Origin of the sequence: Aquabacterium humicola (assembly GCF_030167915.1) — a bacterium.
In the GTDB taxonomy this organism is placed as follows: domain Bacteria; phylum Pseudomonadota; class Gammaproteobacteria; order Burkholderiales; family Burkholderiaceae_C; genus Pseudaquabacterium; species Pseudaquabacterium humicola.
This window is the reverse complement of record NZ_JARGNB010000002.1, coordinates 344,791-361,044: the sequence shown is the minus strand read 5'-3', so window position 1 is coordinate 361,044 and position 16,254 is coordinate 344,791. Positions and strand designations below refer to the sequence as shown.

General features: G+C 70.6%; 12 protein-coding genes. 8 read left to right on the top strand and 4 right to left on the bottom strand.

Features of this window, described 5'->3' with window-relative positions:
• Nucleotides 1-50 precede the first annotated feature (50 nt).
• Nucleotides 51-1,871: an AI-2E family transporter gene (locus tag P1K89_RS11910; protein ID WP_284616665.1), complete on the top strand. Its 1,821-nt coding sequence runs from the start codon at nucleotides 51-53 to the stop codon at nucleotides 1,869-1,871.
• 76 nt (nucleotides 1,872-1,947) lie between these two features.
• On the opposite strand, the gene P1K89_RS11905 is transcribed toward P1K89_RS11910, so the two are convergent.
• Nucleotides 1,948-2,370 carry a hypothetical protein gene (locus P1K89_RS11905; protein ID WP_284616664.1) on the bottom strand — a complete coding sequence of 141 codons (423 nt, stop codon included), beginning with the start codon at nucleotides 2,368-2,370 and terminating at the stop codon, nucleotides 1,948-1,950.
• 483 nt (nucleotides 2,371-2,853) lie between these two features.
• Between P1K89_RS11905 and P1K89_RS11900 the strand changes: the two genes are divergently transcribed.
• From P1K89_RS11900 to P1K89_RS11880, 5 genes are all read left to right on the top strand, one after another.
• Nucleotides 2,854-4,359, top strand: a complete 1,506-nt coding sequence (locus tag P1K89_RS11900) for a phospholipase D-like domain-containing protein (protein ID WP_284616663.1) — start codon at nucleotides 2,854-2,856, stop codon at nucleotides 4,357-4,359.
• Between the two features lie 249 nt (nucleotides 4,360-4,608).
• Nucleotides 4,609-4,926 carry a BON domain-containing protein gene (locus tag P1K89_RS11895; RefSeq protein WP_284617486.1) on the top strand — a complete coding sequence of 106 codons (318 nt, stop codon included), beginning with the start codon at nucleotides 4,609-4,611 and terminating at the stop codon, nucleotides 4,924-4,926.
• Between the two features lie 36 nt (nucleotides 4,927-4,962).
• A complete protein-coding gene (locus tag P1K89_RS11890; RefSeq protein WP_284616662.1) occupies nucleotides 4,963-5,187 on the top strand; it encodes a CsbD family protein in 225 nt (74 codons plus the stop codon).
• Nucleotides 5,188-5,399: 212 nt separating this feature from the next.
• Nucleotides 5,400-7,457, top strand: coding sequence for an AsmA family protein (locus tag P1K89_RS11885; RefSeq protein WP_284616661.1), 2,058 nt, complete (start codon nucleotides 5,400-5,402; stop codon nucleotides 7,455-7,457).
• 2 nt (nucleotides 7,458-7,459) lie between these two features.
• A complete protein-coding gene (locus P1K89_RS11880) occupies nucleotides 7,460-7,954 on the top strand; it encodes a response regulator transcription factor (RefSeq protein ID WP_350081070.1) in 495 nt (164 codons plus the stop codon).
• Nucleotides 7,955-7,972: 18 nt separating this feature from the next.
• Here P1K89_RS11880 and P1K89_RS11875 read toward each other — a convergent pair whose 3' ends face one another.
• From P1K89_RS11875 to P1K89_RS11865, 3 genes are read right to left on the bottom strand one after another with little or no spacing between them, the layout of a single operon-like run.
• Nucleotides 7,973-9,292: a type VI immunity family protein gene (locus tag P1K89_RS11875; protein WP_284616660.1), complete on the bottom strand. Its 1,320-nt coding sequence runs from the start codon at nucleotides 9,290-9,292 to the stop codon at nucleotides 7,973-7,975.
• A gap of 11 nt (nucleotides 9,293-9,303) precedes the next feature.
• Nucleotides 9,304-10,311 (bottom strand): hypothetical protein, encoded by a 1,008-nt coding sequence (locus P1K89_RS11870; RefSeq protein WP_284616659.1) that lies wholly within the window; start codon nucleotides 10,309-10,311, stop codon nucleotides 9,304-9,306.
• A 21-nt stretch (nucleotides 10,312-10,332) separates the two neighbouring features.
• Entirely contained in the window at nucleotides 10,333-13,464 is a 3,132-nt protein-coding gene (locus P1K89_RS11865) for a type VI secretion system Vgr family protein (protein ID WP_284616658.1), read from the bottom strand.
• A 420-nt stretch (nucleotides 13,465-13,884) separates the two neighbouring features.
• Here P1K89_RS11865 and P1K89_RS11860 point away from each other — a divergent pair, with 420 nt between their 5' ends.
• Together P1K89_RS11860 and P1K89_RS11855 are read left to right on the top strand one after the other, a co-directional pair.
• Complete coding sequence (locus P1K89_RS11860; protein ID WP_284616657.1) at nucleotides 13,885-15,033, top strand: ABC transporter substrate-binding protein; 1,149 nt, start codon at nucleotides 13,885-13,887, stop codon at nucleotides 15,031-15,033.
• An 11-nt stretch (nucleotides 15,034-15,044) separates the two neighbouring features.
• The gene (locus P1K89_RS11855) at nucleotides 15,045-16,226 is read left to right on the top strand and encodes an ABC transporter substrate-binding protein (RefSeq protein WP_284616656.1); all 1,182 of its coding nucleotides are present in this window, start codon (nucleotides 15,045-15,047) and stop codon (nucleotides 16,224-16,226) included.
• Nucleotides 16,227-16,254: the final 28 nt, after the last annotated feature.

Here is a 16,254-nt window from a genome sequence, read left to right as displayed (position 1 = left end):
GGCGACGGCGCTCGGACGTGCAATCGACGGCGAACGTCCTCCACCGCACGATGTCCGCCCTGCCCCCTCCGCTGACCCCGGTGCCGACGGCCACCCCGCTGCCGCGCGTCGTCACGACCGCCCTGACGCTGCTGGCGCTGGCGCTGGTGATCGCCGGCCTCTACTTCGGCGCGACGATCCTGGTGCCGCTGGCACTGGCGGTGCTGCTGGGCTTCCTGCTCGACCCGCTGGTCACGCGGCTGCGCCGCTGGCGCTGGCCGCGCGTGCTGGCGGTCACGGCGGTGATGTTGTGCACGGTGGGCGTGCTCGGCGCCGCCTCGGTCTTCGTCGGCTCGCAGCTGCTGCAGATCGGCAAGGACCTGCCGACCTACCAGACGACCATCCAGTCCAAGCTGCGCACGCTGCGCCAGAAGGTCACCGGGCGCGACCTGCTCGACGTGTCGCGGGTGATCGCCGTGGTCGAGAACGAGCTCGACGCGACGCGACGCGCGCTGGAACAACCGGCCGCGCGCGGCCGCGAGAAGCCGATGCGGGTGCAGGTGGAGCCGGCGCCGCCGTCGCCGGTGCGCACGATCGGCACGCTGATCGGGCCGGTGCTGGAGCCGGCGGCCAATGCCGGCATCGTGCTGGTGCTGACGATCTTCATCCTGCTCGGGCGGCACGACCTGCGCGACCGCGTGCTGCGCCTGGTCGGCGGCGAGCTGCCGCGCATGACCGACGCGATGGGCGAGGCCGCCGAGCGCGTCAGCCGCTACCTGGCGATGCAGCTGCTGGTCAACGTCGGTTATGGCATCCCGCTGGCGGTCGGGCTGGCGCTGATCGGAGTGCCGGGCGCGGCGCTGTGGGGCCTGCTGGCCGCGGCGCTGCGCTTCGTGCCCTACATCGGCCCGGTGATCGCGGCCGTGTTCCCGCTGACGATGGCCTTCGCCGTCGATCCCGGCTGGAGCATGCTGCTGATGACGCTGGGCCTGGTAATAACGCTCGAACTGATCGTCAACAACCTGGCCGAGCCCTGGCTCTACGGCGCCAGCACCGGGCTGGCGCCGGTGGCGGTGCTGGTCTCGGCGGTGTTCTGGACCGTGCTGTGGGGCCCGATCGGCCTGCTGCTGGCGACGCCCCTGACGGTGTGCCTGGTGGTGATGGGCCGCCACCTGCCGCACCTGCAGTTCCTGGACGTGCTGTTCGGCGCGCAGCCGGTGTTCGACCCGCCGACGCGGCTCTACCAGCGCCTGCTCGCCGGCGAGCACGACGAGGCGATCGAGCTGGCGCTGCGCGCGCTGAAGCGCTGCACGCTGGCCGAGTTCTACGAGCAGACCGCGTTGCCGGCGCTGCGCCTGGCCGCGACCGACCGGTCGCTGGTCAGCGTGGAGCACCGCCAGCGCGTGACCACCGGCATGACCGCGGTGCTCGAAGCGCTGCGCGATGCCGTGCCGCCGCCGGTGGCCCGCGGCGGCCCGACCATCTGGTGCGTCGGCGCCCGCTGGCAGACCGACCTGCTGGCCGCCGAGATGATGGCCCACCTGCTCGCCTGCGAGGGCACCGCCGCGCGGGCGCTGCCGGCGTCGATGCTGACGCCGGAGCGGCTGTCGCCGCAGGCCCTCGCCGGGCTGCAGGTCGTCTGCCTGTCGAGCTTCAGCGCGCGGCCGCTGGCGCCGGCGCGGGCGCTGTGCCGGCGCCTGCAGATGCTGGCGCCCGACGCGCGCATCGTGCTGGCCTGGTGGAACGCCCCGGGCGACCTGCTGAAGCCGGGCATCGCCGAGCCGCTCGGGGCCGACGCGGTGGCGCATTCGCTGCCGGAGGCGCTGCTGCTGCTGGGCGAAGCGCAGGCCGCGACGGAGGGGCCGGCCGACCGCGCGGGCCAGCCCGCCTGACAGCCGCCGAAAAAGGAACGCCGCGGCCCGAAGGCCGCGGCGTCACGGTGGGGTGACGGATCGAAGGATGGCCGCTTCAGCGCACCGTCGTCGTTGCCGGCTGCGGCTCGACCGTGCGCGTGACCAGTTGCTTGATCACGCCGCCGCCTTCCACGCTGCCGTCCTGCGTGCCTTCGCCGAGCGCGAGGCGTTCGCAGGCCTCACGCTCGGAAGCCGGCTGGCGCTCGCAGCGCGCGGTGGTATTGCGGCGCAGCGTCGCCTCGTCGACCGGATTGGACAGCCTGCCGGCGCGCGCCTCGGCCAGCGCGGCGTGCGCCTCGCGCAGGCAGGTCGCGCGGTCCTGGTGCGAGCGACCGGACAGGCACTTGTCGCGTTCGGCGCGGAAGGTCTGTTCGATCTGCGAGCCGGCGGCTCTCTTCATCGGGCCGGCGGCCATCGTCGGCGCGGCGGCGAGGGCGCCGAGCAGCGCCAGCATCAGCGGGGTGGTGGGGATCTTCATCAGGACTCCTTTGCGGGGTTGGATGCGGGCCTCGAGCTCGGTGTGGATGGGCCCGGACGGGCCCGCTCCCGGGCCAAGCCCGGGCGTGAGCGCGGCTGTGCTCCACCTTAGGCCGCCGTCGTGCGAACGGCCTGTGGCCCTCCGCCGCGATGGCCCGTCGGCTGCCGTGCCGCGGCGGTGTCGGCGCGCTCCGACAGCGTGCCCGTGCGCGCGCCGCGCCGCAGCGGACTCGGATTGGTCCTACACCGGGAAGTGCGTCAGGCCGATGCAGCGCGCGCGCGTCGCCTTCTAGAGTGGCCGCGAAGGCGCGTGGAGCCGCGCCCATCGGCGCCGCACGCGCCACGGCACGCGCCAGGAAAGGACCCACGATGCTGACGAAGACCCAACCCTCGAATGACGCGGCCGCCGCGGTGCGGCTGGCGCTCGACGAAGCGGCCATCGACCGCGCCCGCGGACAGCTCGACGACTAGGCGCGGCGACTCCATGGATGGACGCTTCGTCCGCTTCAAGCGTCGGCCGCGGCCGCCGCACATCGTGCATGCGCACCCGCCCTATGCGGGCATCGCCGCGGGCGCCCTGGCCGCCAGCCTCGGCGCCTGCGCCATCGCGCCGCCGCTGCCGCGGGCCGACGTGCCGGTGCTGCTCGATGACCGGCCGCAGGGCATCCACGCGATTTCCCACGACGTCTCGGTGATCGGCCATCGCGGCCGGCTGGCGCCGCAGGAGCGCGAGCAGCTGCTGCGCCGCGTCACCGAACAGGGCAGCGGCTCGCTGGTCAAGCGCCATCTGGCCGCGATGTCGACCTTCGGCGAGGTCGACCTCTTCGCCGGCAACGACGTCAAGCTGCTGATCGACGGCCCCGAGACCTTCGAGGCGATGTTCGCGGCGATCGAGGCGGCGAAGCAGACCATCCTGCTCGAGAGCTACATCATCGAGGACGCGGCCATCGCGCAGCGCCTGGCCGCGCTGCTCGGGCGCAAGGCCGCCGAGGGCGTCAAGGTGGCGCTGATCTACGACGCGGTCGGCTCGATCCGCACCGACGCGCGCTACTTCGACAACCTGCGCCAGGCCGGCGTCGCGGTGTGCGAGTTCAACCCGGTGAACCCGGCGAAGCGCCGCATGGGCTACTGGGACATCACGCACCGCGACCACCGCAAGATCCTGGTGGTCGACCGCGAGGTGGCCTTCACCGGCGGCATCAACATCAGCGCCGTCTATTCGTCGGGCTCCTTCGGCCGCCAGCGCACACGCGACAAGGTGCACGAGGACGGCTGGCGCGACACCACGGTGCAGGTGCGCGGTCCGGCGGCGCTGGCCTTCGACGACCTGGTGCGCGAGACCTGGGCGCACCAGCGCTGCCGGGACACGCTGCCAAGCTCGATGAATGAGGCGCTGCAGCCGCTGCCGCCGAAGGCGAAGCCGCCGCAGCAGGCGGCCGGCGGCCAGGTCATCCGCGTGGTGCCCGCGAGCCCCACCGACGAGTTCAACCGCATCTACGCGCTGCTGTTGACGGCGATCGACGCGTCGCAGAAGAGCGTGTACCTGACGATGGCGTACTTCGCGCCCGGCCGCGACATGATCGACGCGCTGTGCGAGGCGGCCGAACGCGGCGTCGACGTGCAGCTGGTGCTGCCATCGGTCAGCGACTTCACGCCGGTGCTGCATGCCGGCCGCAGCTACTACGACCGCCTGCTGCGCTCGGGCGTCAAGCTCTACGAACTGCAGGACGCGGTGCTGCACGCGAAGACCGCGGTGATCGACGGCGTCGTGTCGACGGTCGGCTCCAGCAACATGGACTGGCGCAGCTTCGTCGGCAACAGCGAGGTCAACGCGGTCATCATCGGCGAGGACTTCGGCGACGCGATGACCCGCATGTTCCGGCGCGACCTCGAGGCCTCGCAGAGGATCACCAAGGAGCAGTGGGCGCAGCGATCGCCGCTGCAGCGCGCCAAGGAGAGCCTGGCGCGGCTGTTCGAGAACTGGTGGTAAATGTCTGCCCCTCGTCCGATGAGTACATCGACCGATCCCCCAAGGCCCCCAAAGGGATCGCGTGCCGGCTTGGGGCGGCCCGGCGCTCGGCCCGCGGCGGTCTTGCGATGCGCTGCAGTCCTACAAGAAGCCGCTCGCTTCTCCGATGCCCCCGGGATGACCCTGCTTCCTAGACTGATTCCATCGGCAGCGAGCGCCGAAGTGAATGAAAGCGCCCGCCGCCGAGCTATCAACCCAAAGGAGCCGACCATGTTTGCACGTACCCTGCTTGTCGCCGCCGCGACCTCGCTCGCCGCCGTTCTCGTCCTGCCGGGTTGCGCGGTGACGCGCGGCCAGGAAACCGTTGGTGAATACATCGACGACGCCTCGATCACCACGCAGGTGAAGGCCAAGTTCGTCGAAGCGAAGACCGTCGACGCGGCGTCGATCAAGGTCGAGACGCTCAACGGCGAGGTGATGCTGTCCGGCTTCGCGAAGAACGCCACCGAGAAGGCCGATGCCGAGCGCATTGCACGCGATGTACGCGGCGTCAAGCGCGTGAAGAACGAGATCGCGGTGCGTCCGTGATGCGCTGACCGCTGACGCGCCAAGAGAGCCGACGCCATGAACCGGGCGCGCATCGAGGGCCACTGGAAGCAGCTCAAGGGCCGCCTGCGCGAGCGCTGGGGCCGGTGGACCGACGACGAGCTCGCGATGATCGAAGGCCGGCGCGAACAGCTGAGCGGACGCATCCAGGAGCGTTACGGCATCGCGCGCGACGAGGCCGAACGCCAGTTGGCGCGTTGGCGCCACGGCGCGCAACCCGGCACGCACGACCTGCACGGCTGAACGCCCGCCGCGTCCGCCCGCACCCGACCCGCCGTGCGGTCCCGCCGTGGACCGCACGGCGGTGTCGCTGCGGCCCGCAGCAATGCGCTGGGGCCTGCCGCTCGAACGACGCGGCGCACGAACGATGACGCACTGCAGCGTAGGAACCGGCCCACAGTCGCCAACGTCCCCCGCCGATGGTCCGGCGTCGCGATCGACGGCAGCATGACCCCATGCACCGCCTGCACCTCCAACACCCGCTGCGCTGGCTGCTGATCGGCTTGCCGATCCTGCTGCTCGCGGTGCTGGCCGTGTGCGAATGGCTGGGCTGGCCGTTCCTGCAGAAGCCGGCGGAACGCTGGCTGTCGCGGCGACTGGATCGCCCGGTGAGCTTCGCCGCGGGCACCGACGGCGCCGCCACGACGCAGACCGATCCCTTCCGCCTGCACCTGCTGGGCGGCGTGCGCTTCGATGCGAAGCGCCTGCAGATCGACAACCCGCCCTGGAGCCGCCGCCAGCCGATGATGGTGGCCCACGACACGAGGTTGCGCCTGCGCTGGCGCGACCTGCTGGACAGGCGCGACGGCGCGCCGCTGCAGGTGTCCTCGTTGACCGCTGAGCGCCTGCGACTGCAACTGGAACGGCGCGCCGACGGGGCCGCGAGCTGGCAGTTCGGTGACGCGGCCCGGCGCGCGCAGGGTGGCGCGGCCAAGTTCGAAGGCGTGCAATTCGGGCGCCTGACCGTTCGCCAGGGCGACCTGCACGTCGAGGACGCGCCGCTGCAATTGCTGCTGGACGGCCAGGCCTCGCTCGACGAAGGCACCCAGGCGTCCGAGCCGGCCTTCGTCGGCCGGGCCGAGGGTCGCTACCACGGGCACCCGCTGAAGGCCAGCCTGCGCGCCGGCTCGGCCCTGGCCGGCTTGTCCGGCGCGCCCGACGCGCCGCCCGTGCCGGTGCAGCTGAAGCTGCAGGCCGGGCCGAGCCGCCTGAATTTCGACGGCCATACCAGCCATCTGCTCGGCGACCTGCGGCTGTCGGGCAGCTACGAGGTGGCCGGCCCCTCGCTGGCCGAAGTGGGCCGGCCGCTGGGCTTGACCCTGCCGACCACCGGGGCCTTCTCGATGCAGGGCGACGTGCGGCACCAGGGCACCCAGTGGCACACCGTGGTTCACCGCGCGCAGATCGGGCGCAGCCTGCTCGCCGGCGAGTTCGATTTCGAGCGAGCGCCGAACGCGGTTCCCCGGCTCGTCGGCCGCCTGCGGGGCCCGCTGCTGTGGCTGAGCGACCTGGGGCCCGCCGTCGGCGTCCAGCCCGGCGGCAAGGCCGCGGTCAAGGCCAAGGGTCGCGTGCTGCCCGATCGCAGTTTCGACCTGCCCTCGCTGAAGGCGATGAATGCGGACGTGCGCATCGACCTGGAGCGGCTGGAGACCGGCACCGACAAGCTGGCCGCGTTGCGTCCGCTGCGCGGCCATTTGCGGCTGAATGACGGCGTGCTGCGCATCGAGGACCTCGACGCCCAATGGGCCGCCGGCCGCGTGCGCGGGCTGCTGCAGGTCGACGGCCGCCAGCCCCGCGCCGACTGGCAGGCCCGGCTGACCGGCAGCGGCCTGGTGATGGAACGCTGGCTGCGGCTGGCGCGCAAGCCGGGCCAGCCACCCTACGTCACCGGCTTGCTCGGCGGTCAGGTCGAGCTGCGCGGCCAGGGGCGGTCGACGGCCGAGTTCCTGGCCACCGCCGACGGCAGCGCACGGCTGCACTGGACCCGCGGCACGATCTCGCACCTGGTGGTCGAAGCCGCCGGCATCGACATCGCGCAGGCGCTGGGGCTGCTGATCCGCGGCGACAAGCCGCTGCCGGTGCAATGCGGCGCGGCGGACCTGAAGATCGCCGACGGCATCGTGCGGCCGCAGGTGCTGCTGGTCGACACCTCCGACTCGACGATCTATGCCGAAGGCGCGATGTCGCTGGCCACCGAGCGCCTGGCGCTGGTGGCCAAGGTCGAACCGAAGGACTTCAGCCCGCTGGCGCTGCGCACGCCGCTGCACATCGACGGCACGTTCTCCGACCCGGACGTGAACCTCGAGAAGGGGCCGCTGGCGCGGCGCCTCGTGCCGTCGGCGCTGCTGGCGATGCTCAATCCGCTGGCCGCGCTGCTGCCGCTGATCGACGCCGGCGACGACGACGCGCAGAAGGCGCTGGCCGGTTGCCATGCGCTGAACGAGCGCCTTGCGGCGCAGCCACGTCCGGCACCGCGCAGCAGCGGTGCCGGCCCGAACGCCAGGAGGGGCTGACCATGCACGACATGCACCAACCGATGGGCTCGACAATGAGCGGCCTGCAGCATCCCGTCGAGCCGCCTGGCACGCCTGGCACGCCGGGCACGGCGCGCGCGGGGCCCGCATCCGACAGCGACGCGCCGCTGCGCTGCTTCCTCGTCGAGGACAACCCGGTGATTCGCCAGAACCTCATCGCCACGCTCGAGGAGATGCTGGCGGTCGAAGTGATCGGCACCGCCGAGGACGAACCGGCCGCGGTGCAGTGGATGCGCACGCCCGGCGAGACCGCCGACCTGATGATCGTCGACATCTTCCTCAAGTCCGGCACCGGCCTGGGCGTGCTGGCCCGTGCCCGCGAGCTCTGCCCCGATACCCGGCTGGTCGTGCTGAGCAACTACGCCACTCCCGACATGCGCCGCCGCTGCCTGGCCATGGGCGCCGAGCGGGTGTTCGACAAGTCGGAAGAGCTGGAAGAGATGCTGGATTACTGCGCGGAGCTGGCGGAGCACTGAAGCGCGCGGCGCCGGGGATCAACGCGGCGCTTCACCTTCCCAGTACCAGACGACGGCGCCGTAGCCGGTCCGTTCGAGCGTGGGCAGGCGCTCACCCACTGCGAGAGTCACCCGTCCGGCTTCCCCCGCGATGGCGGGTGTCCACCACACACCTTCTCGTGAGACGGCTTCGCCCGGCAGGGCCTTCAGTCGTTCATCCGGGGCAGATTCGTCGCCACTTCCGCCCGCCGGCGGCCGGCGCTGCGCGTCCGGCCAATCGCTGTCGTCATCAAAGCGCCGCATCCAGCGCAGCGAACTGTCGTGATCGAAGCGGGGGTTGGGGTCGTCGTCCCAAGGATCGAGCGTCAGCAACTGCAGGTGGTCGCAGCGGATCGGGCGAATCAGGCGGTTGGCCTTGACCAGCAGCTCGGGCAGGCCCTTGTCCACCGGATGCAGGTCCAGCTCGCCCAGCCGGATCCAGAGGCCGTTGCCGCCTTGCGGATAGATCGCATTGGGCTCGTAGGGGATCGACGTGATCTCGATGCGGGGATCGTCCAGCTCGGCACGAATCTGCGCTTCGGTCTTGCCCAGCCTGGCCTGCCAGTAGGGGGACAGCATGAAGCACCAGGTCGGTGTGCGAATGCCGGCGCCCAGTGCGACGTGGTTCACATAGTCGCTGGTGCGATTGAAATTGTGGAACCGCATCCTTGCCGGATGATCGATATCCATGCCGTAGAAGTGATCGGCACAAATTCGTTCAAGCACATCGCATTCGTAGGCGCCGAGAATGTTGAAGCCGCCATTGCCGACCTCGAAACCACTGTAGCAATGGTCGGGTTGCAGGCGTTGTAGGCATCGAATGACGAATGCGTGCCACGTCGACGGATTGCGGCGGTACCAACGCTCCCTGAACGTGATCTTGAGGCGGGTGTAGTCGGCCCCTATTCCGTCATTGACGATCCCGGCAAAAGACCATCGCGCCGTCGCGGCATCGCTGTCTCTGTCCGTCGCCATGATCCAGAAGTCCTGTGCGTTGCGTTGCGCCGCGAGAATCGATGGACGGAGGTCAGTCGGCAACCGGCGATCGCCAGCAGGAAGCCAATCCTGAGTGTCGTCGCGCCAGATGAGCCGAAAGGGTTCGTCGATGATCCGATCTTCCAACTCTCGAAATAGCGCAACCACTTGATCGGCAATCGACAGAAACTGGCCAGACGTGTTGTAGATGTAGAAGGATATGAACGGACATATGCCGATCTCCCGGCCTTCGTCACCCACGCGATACAACATGTCGTCAGCGAGGGTTTCCTTGACGAAGTCTTTGATCTCGTCAGGTTCCAGGAACAGCTCTGCAGTGCTCATTCGTACTCCGGTCAATCCTTGCCGCCCGGCTTCTTGGAAGTCTTCTTCTGCCCGTGCTTGCCAGCCGGTTCGGCCGCCTTGTCCTCCGGATACCGGAACAAGGACAGGCGTCCACCATAGGCCACCGGCTTGTTGTCGAACCGAATCCGCGCCATCGCGGTCTTCACTTCTGCTGCCCGCTCCAGCAGTCGGTGATAGCTATCGAACTGCTTTGTCTCGATCCGATCCCCCGCGAACTTCACCTCCACGATCGCGAAGATGTTGCCCTTGTCGCAGCGCTTCTTGCGGTAGTCCGGTATCACCAGGTCCGCCGCGATGCTGCCGGTCTTTCGATGCGGCGCCGGATAGAACGGATTGATGTCGCCCAGGCGCACGAGCTTCGTTCCACCCTCGACCGGATGATCGGCAAAGTCAGGCCGCGGCCCGAAGCTCACCTCGCACTTCAGCGGCGACTTCCAGTCGATGCAGTGATCGATGAACTCGAACATCAGGTTCGCCGCCAGTTGTTTCAGACGGACGACGATGAGCCCTTGCAGGTCCGCGTCGGTCATCGCCTCGATGCCCCTCTCCAGGATCTTCTCGAGCACGATGCGCTTCGTCTTCGGCAGGTCCTTGATCGTCACGCCCTTCTTGCGCCGAAGGTTCAGAACCGGCAGCGCATCGGCCTTCTCGCAGACGAGCGACACCACCTGTCGGAACGGGATGTTCTGCTTGATCGCCGCGTCGATGGCAGCCACGCCGCTCCCACGTCCTTCGGCCTTGCGCGTCACCGGGTTCTGGGGGTCGGCACCCGTGGCCGCCAGCAGCACGGCCATCTCCTCCTTCTCGTCGATCTTGCGGTCGATCTCGTCCTTGAGCTTGTCGATGGCTTCCTTGAGCTCTTCCTTGGCCTTGTCGATGGCCTTCTTGTACTGGTCCAGCCCTTCGTAGACGTCCTTCATCACGTCGACGGCTTCGTAGACAGCGATGGCCGCGACGACGAACTCGAATATCGCCCAGGCAACGGCTGGCAATGGCATGGGTGACGGACCTCCCGGCGTTCAGCTCTGGCCTGTCGCGCGCGCGGCGGCGGCATCCAGCTTCGACTGCCAGTCCTCGGTGATGCGTTCGGACTCGCGCATGATCGACTTGTAGGCCCGCACGGCTGTCGGACGCTCGGTCTGCACCCACTCGCAGAAGCCCGCTTCGTCGGTCAGGCCCTGGGCCAGCACGCGCCGGCCGAGATCTCGGACTTCGTACGCATAACCCTCGAAGGGGCGGTTGTCGAGCTTGAAGAGCTCGTGACGTCCGACATACGGTCCTGCCGGCGGCAACACCACCTTCGGCAGCCTCGGCAACGTGTACGCCACCCGGCTCGCCCCGAGGAAGCTCTTGTGTCCCGCCAGCACCGTGATCGTGCCCGGGCACTGCACGACGATGTTGCCGCCTTCGATCGTGATGTTCGCGCCGCCGGCCACCGACAGGCTGATCTTCTTCGCCGCGGCGACATCGACGTGCGCGCGCTCGGACTCGACCAGCACGTCCTTCTGCGCCGCGAGCTGCATGCGGTCGCTCTGCGCCTGGACCTCGAGATCCTTCTTCGCGGCGATCAGCGTCAGTCCCTTGCCCGCCGCTTCGTCCCCGGGGCCGACCGCGCCGGCCAACACGCCGATCGCCTGGCCGGTGTGCAGGCGCGCGTCGCCGCCGACGGCGAACTGCGTGTCCTGCCCGCTCATCGTCGTGATCGTCTCGCCGGCGCTCCACTGCAGGTCCTGGCCGGCGGTGACCGCGAGGCCGGCCTTCGCCGCGAGCGCGATCACCGGGTCGGTGAGCTGCGGCACCTTCGTTGCGCCGGCGGCGTTGCACTTGGCCGCGGCGTCGGCAGCGGCGCGCTCGGGGGCCGTCTCGTCGACCATGCCGGACACCACGGTGCGCAGCGCCTTCAGCGGCGCGGCCTGCGCATCGATCAGGCTCTGGTTCGCCTGATGACTGCCGATGTGAGCGGCCAGCGGCACGGTCTGGTGCAGCGTCGCGGCGCGGCTCATCGCCTGGCCGCACTGTTCCAGCTGCTTCGCCAGCGCGATCGCCGCGGCCAGGTCACCGGCGGCCTGCGGCAGCGCCTCGCCGTAGCTGCTCAGCACCAGGCCGGCGCCGGCGCGCAAGGAGCCGTAGGCGTCGCTGCGCAGCTCGAAGCCCAGGCCCCGGAAGCTGCCGCGGTGGTTGTCGGCCTGGTGGATCAGGTGGCCGAGGTTCAGCTGCGTGCCGTGCTGGGTGCTCATCAGCTGCAGCCGCAGCTGGTTGTTGCTGTCGTCGAAGACCAGCTGGTTGTAGCCCGGACCCGAGAACTCCTGTGTCTTCCAGCCGCTCAACGCGGCGGCGTTGCGCTGGCCACCGCCGGGCGTGGCATCGCCGGCGCTCGCGCCGTGCCAGGCCGGGCTGTGACCGCCGCCGGCCAGGTTGCCTTGCGCGCTCGGCCGATGGTCGCTGGATTGCGCGAAGACGCTGGTGTCGGATTCGCCGGGCTGGCCGCCCGGCGTCGTCGCGATGCCACCCTCTCCCCGCCCGTCGTACAGCGCGCCGACCACCAGCGGCCGGTCGATGTCGCCGTCGACGAAGTCGACCAGCACCTGCTGGCCGATGCGCGGGATGAACTGCAGGCCCATGCCCGCGCCGGCGTGGCGCTGCAGCACGCGCACCCAGGTGCTCGAATCGCTGGTGTCGGGGCCGGCACCCGGCTGCGTCTGGAAGTCGTGGCGGATGCGGATGCGGCCCAGCGCATCCATGTGGATCTCCTGGCCGGCGGGGCCGACGACGGTGGCCACCTGCGGCCCGTCGACCGTCGGCTTGGGGTTCAGGCGCCGGCCGTGCTCGTCGACCAGTACCGGGCGCCACGGCACGCTGGCGCGGATGGCTTCGAAGGCATTGCCGTAGCCGGAGGCCGCGGCCTGGCGCTTCACCTCGTCGGGCACCCAGGCGGGCAGCAGGTCGGCACCGCCCTCGCCGAGCGCCCGCACGATGGTCTGGTTGTCATGCTTCGGCAGGTTGTTGATGCCGGCGTGGACCACGCTGGTCAGCAGGAAGCGCCGCTCACCCCCGCCGGAGGCGCCCTGCAGCGCCGCGCCCAGCGCCGCCAGCACGTCCAGCGTCGACTCCGTCAGCGTGAACTGCGTGCCGGCGCTGAACGAACGCACGGTGCCGCGGCCCAGCCAGGTCTTGTGGCGCGCTTCGTGGGCCTGCTGGGCCAGCACCAGCGCACGCTCGGCCTGCGCCGGCGACGGGAAGGCATAGGCGCCGGCCGCGTCGTACGCCTCGAGCCGCGGAGTGTTGTCGCCGCCCACGCTGCCAAGCGTCGCCACGTCGGCCGCGATGGCCCGCTTGCCCTTGTAGTCCCAGGCCAGTGCGCTCGCGCGGGCGATCGGCAAGTGGCGCAGCGCGCCGAGCGCCAGCACCACGTCCTGCTCCTCGACCTGCGCATCGCGGTGGAAGCGGATGCCGGCGCCGCCCGGCGCACTGCTGCTGCAGCGGTCTTCGGGACACGAGGCCGGGTCGACCGTGTCGGCCAGGATCACCAGCGTCTGGCCGTCCGGCGCGCCGTCGTCGGGCTCGAAGCGCAGTACCAGGCCTTCCTCGGCCAGCAGGCGCTGCACGAAGCGCAGGTCGGTCTCGCGGTACTGCACCGTGTAGCTGCGCTGGCCGCCGCTGCCGCTGAAGGCGCTTTGCAGCAGGTGCTCGTCGACACCCTCGGCCCAGCGCCAGGACGCCCGCGCGGCGTAACGCGCGAAGACGCTGTCGACGATCTCGACCAGCGTCTTCTCCTGCCACACCTGGCTGCGCCGCGTATGCGCCAGCAGCGCGAGCCAGGGTTCGACCACCAGCCGGTAGCGCGCGAAGCCGCCGTCGGATTCTTCCGCCGCCGCCTCGGTGACGAGGCCCGAACGCAGCCAGTCGCTGCCGTCGGACAGGATCGTGCGCAGGTCGAGCCGCCGTCCCAGCAGGGCGTCGAGGTCCAGATCGGGCCGCAGCGACAGGGCGCTGAGTTCCAGCCGCCACGGTTCGTTCAGCGCCTCGCGCTGGCACCAGGTCTCGACGAGCAACCCGCCGCGCGCGGCGTCGCCGCCGAGGTGGTAGAGCCGAGCGGCCGACGTGAGACCACCGGACAGCAGGTCCATCACGGCTGCGGTGGCCTGGCTCATGCGAACGGACGCTCCCTCGTGGTGTGATGCGCCGGACTTCGACCGGCCCGTGGCGCGCGGAAGGCGGATTCTAGAAACACGCGAAGCACGCGGCCGGCCACGACGGGCTTACAGCTTGGGGGTTGCGCCGCGCCGTCTGCGCGCTCGCGGGAGCGGCACTCGTGACAACTTGTTCGGCCCCGGTCGAGACGCACCGCAGCAAACGTCGAGAACTCCGCACGCGCCGCATCGACGGCGCCGCCGGACCCGCTGTGCGGCGTCCTCGATGGGCCGGTGCATTTTCAGCGCCGAAGCAACGCGACCTGCAACCTGCGGTATCCGCGTCGACGAATGGTTAGCGCGTCCTCAGCCCGCCGGCCTAGCTGCCGAAATCAGCGTCACACGCCGAACTGGCGTTGATCTTCAACAGGGAGGTGCGACATGCACCGCAGGCAATTCGGGCTCGCCACGCTGGCCGGCCTCTCGACCGGCCTCACCGGTCTCACCGCCCTCGGCATCGCCGGCGTCGCCGCCGCGGCGCCGGACGCCAGGACCCTGAAGTTCGGCCAGTCGGCGTCGCTGTCCGGCGGCCAGGCCAGCTACGGCAAGGACGTGCGCGACGGCATCGCCGCCGCCTTCGCCGCCGCGAACGCCCAGGCCGCCAGCAGCGGCGTGCGCTTCGAGCTGCAGACGCTGGACGACGGCGGCGTGCGCAGCCGCTGCCTTCAGAACGTGCTGAACCTCACCGAGTCGGGCGTCGCCGCGATCGTCGGCCTGACCAGTGGCGCCGGCGCCGAGGCCTGCCTGCCGGTGATCGAGGACGCGCAGATCGCGCTGCTGGGCACCGCCAGCGGCAACATGGGCATCCGCTCGGCGGCCGCCGGCGGCGCGTACCACGTGCGCGCCGGCTACGACGCCGAGTACCTGCGCATGGTCGGCTACGCGAAGGACTTCGGGCTGACGAAGGTGGCGGTGGTCACGCTGGCCGACACGTCGCCCGCCAACCTGCAGGCGATGACCCGGGCGCTGGGCACGCTGAACGTCGAGCCGAAGCTGTCGCTGACGATCGATCGCAATGCCACGTCGTTCGAGGCACCGGCCAACGAACTGCTCGCCGCACGTCCCGACTGCGTGCTGTTCACCGCCAATGCCGCGCCGATCGCGAAGATCATCGACCATCTGCATCGCGCGAAATTCCCGGGCCTGTTCTATGCCACGTCTTTTGCGGGTCAGGACCTCGTCGACACGCTGACCGCGCGGCGCCAGAGCTGCGTGATGAGCATGGTCGTGCCGCGGCCGACGGCGATGGGCGTCAGCGTCGTCTCGCAATGCCAGCGCGACCTCTCGCTGGTGCCGGGCGCGCGCATGGGCATGACCACGCTCGAGGGCTACATCGCCGGCCGCACCGCGGTGCAGGCGGCGCTGGCGGCGCAGAAGAGCGGCAGCACCAGCCGCGCCCGCATCCGCGAAGCGCTGGCCGGCCTGCGGGCCGACCTGGGCGGCTACCGCGTCGAGTTCGCCGGCACGCCGCACGGCTCGCGCTACGTCGACCTGATCGCGGTCGACCGCTACGGCCGGCTGGTGGGCTGAAGGGGATCACGATGACGCTCCATCGACGCACGCTGCTCGGCGGCCTGGCCACCCTCGGCGCCGCCGGCCCGCTGTTCGCCGCACCAGCGCCTGCACCCGCGGCCGGCGCCAACCTCGTGCGCTTCGGCCAGACCGCCTCGCTCAGCGGCGGCCAGCAGCGCTACGGCAACGACGTGCGCGCCGGCATCGTCGCCGCGCTGCAGGCAGCCAACCGCATCGAGCTGCAGCGCGACGGCGCACGGGCGCTGCAGTTCGAGCTGCAGACGCTGGACGACGGCGGCGTGAAGGACCGCGGCCTCGGCAACGTCAGGCAGCTGATCGAGGGCGGCGCCACCGCGCTCGTCGGCCTGACCAGCGGCGCGATCGCCGAAGCCTCGCTGCCGCTGGTGGCCAGCGCGCAGATCGCGCTGCTCGGCACCGCCAGCGGCAACATGGGCATCCGCGGCGGCGGTACCGCCGGCGCGGCGGGCATCGCGGGCATCGCGCATGTGCGCGCCGGCTACGACGCCGAATACCGCCGCATGGTCGGCTACGTGCGCGACTTCGGCATGAAGCGCCTGGGGTACGTGCACCTGCAGGACACCTCGGCCGCCAACCTCGAGGCCATGCAGCTGGCGCTGCAGGCCGCGCGCGTGCAGCCGGCGGCCACGATCGCGGTCGACCGCAACGCGAAGAGCTTCGCGCCGCAGGTGAAGCAGCTGCTCGCCGCGAAGCTCGACGGCGTGATGTTCACCACCAACGCCGGCCCGATCCTGCGCATGGTCGAGGAAATGGCCACCGGCGGCTACAGCGGCATGGTCTTCGCGTCGTCCTTCGCCGGCCAGGAACTGGTCGACGGCATCGCGCTGGCCGGCCGCAGCGTCGTGATGAGCCTGGTGGTGCCGCGGCCGACGGCGCTGGGCCTGGCCGTCGTCAACCAGTGCCGGCAGGACCTCGCGGCCTTCGGCGACGGCGCGAAGCTCGGCCTGACGACGCTGGAGGGCTACATCGCCGGCCGCGTCGCGGTGGAGGCCGCGCGCGCGGCCGCGCAGCGCGGCACCAAGCCCAGCCGGGCCTCGATGCGCGAGGCGCTGGCGCGGCTGCAGACCGATCTCGGCGGCTACCGCGTCAACTTCGGCGCCGAACACGGCATGCACGGTTCGCAGTACGTCGACATGGTGGTGATCAACCGCCACGGTCACATCGTCGGTTAGACCCACAGCGCCCGAACCACGGGAGGGA

What these genes read in the sequence shown, in the direction of transcription:
- P1K89_RS11855 (WP_284616656.1), top strand. Translation starts at nt 15,045, where the DNA reads ATGACGCTCCATCGACGCACGCTGCTCGGCGGCCTGGCCACCCTCGGC.
- P1K89_RS11875 (WP_284616660.1), bottom strand. Translation starts at nt 9,292, where the DNA reads ATGAGCACTGCAGAGCTGTTCCTGGAACCTGACGAGATCAAAGACTTC.
- P1K89_RS11885 (WP_284616661.1), top strand. Translation starts at nt 5,400, where the DNA reads ATGCACCGCCTGCACCTCCAACACCCGCTGCGCTGGCTGCTGATCGGC.
- P1K89_RS11910 (WP_284616665.1), top strand. Translation starts at nt 51, where the DNA reads ATGTCCGCCCTGCCCCCTCCGCTGACCCCGGTGCCGACGGCCACCCCG.
- P1K89_RS11890 (WP_284616662.1), top strand. Translation starts at nt 4,963, where the DNA reads ATGAACCGGGCGCGCATCGAGGGCCACTGGAAGCAGCTCAAGGGCCGC.
- P1K89_RS11860 (WP_284616657.1), top strand. Translation starts at nt 13,885, where the DNA reads ATGCACCGCAGGCAATTCGGGCTCGCCACGCTGGCCGGCCTCTCGACC.
- P1K89_RS11900 (WP_284616663.1), top strand. Translation starts at nt 2,854, where the DNA reads ATGGATGGACGCTTCGTCCGCTTCAAGCGTCGGCCGCGGCCGCCGCAC.
- P1K89_RS11865 (WP_284616658.1), bottom strand. Translation starts at nt 13,464, where the DNA reads ATGAGCCAGGCCACCGCAGCCGTGATGGACCTGCTGTCCGGTGGTCTC.
- P1K89_RS11895 (WP_284617486.1), top strand. Translation starts at nt 4,609, where the DNA reads ATGTTTGCACGTACCCTGCTTGTCGCCGCCGCGACCTCGCTCGCCGCC.
- P1K89_RS11880 (WP_350081070.1), top strand. Translation starts at nt 7,460, where the DNA reads ATGCACGACATGCACCAACCGATGGGCTCGACAATGAGCGGCCTGCAG.
- P1K89_RS11905 (WP_284616664.1), bottom strand. Translation starts at nt 2,370, where the DNA reads ATGAAGATCCCCACCACCCCGCTGATGCTGGCGCTGCTCGGCGCCCTC.
- P1K89_RS11870 (WP_284616659.1), bottom strand. Translation starts at nt 10,311, where the DNA reads ATGCCATTGCCAGCCGTTGCCTGGGCGATATTCGAGTTCGTCGTCGCG.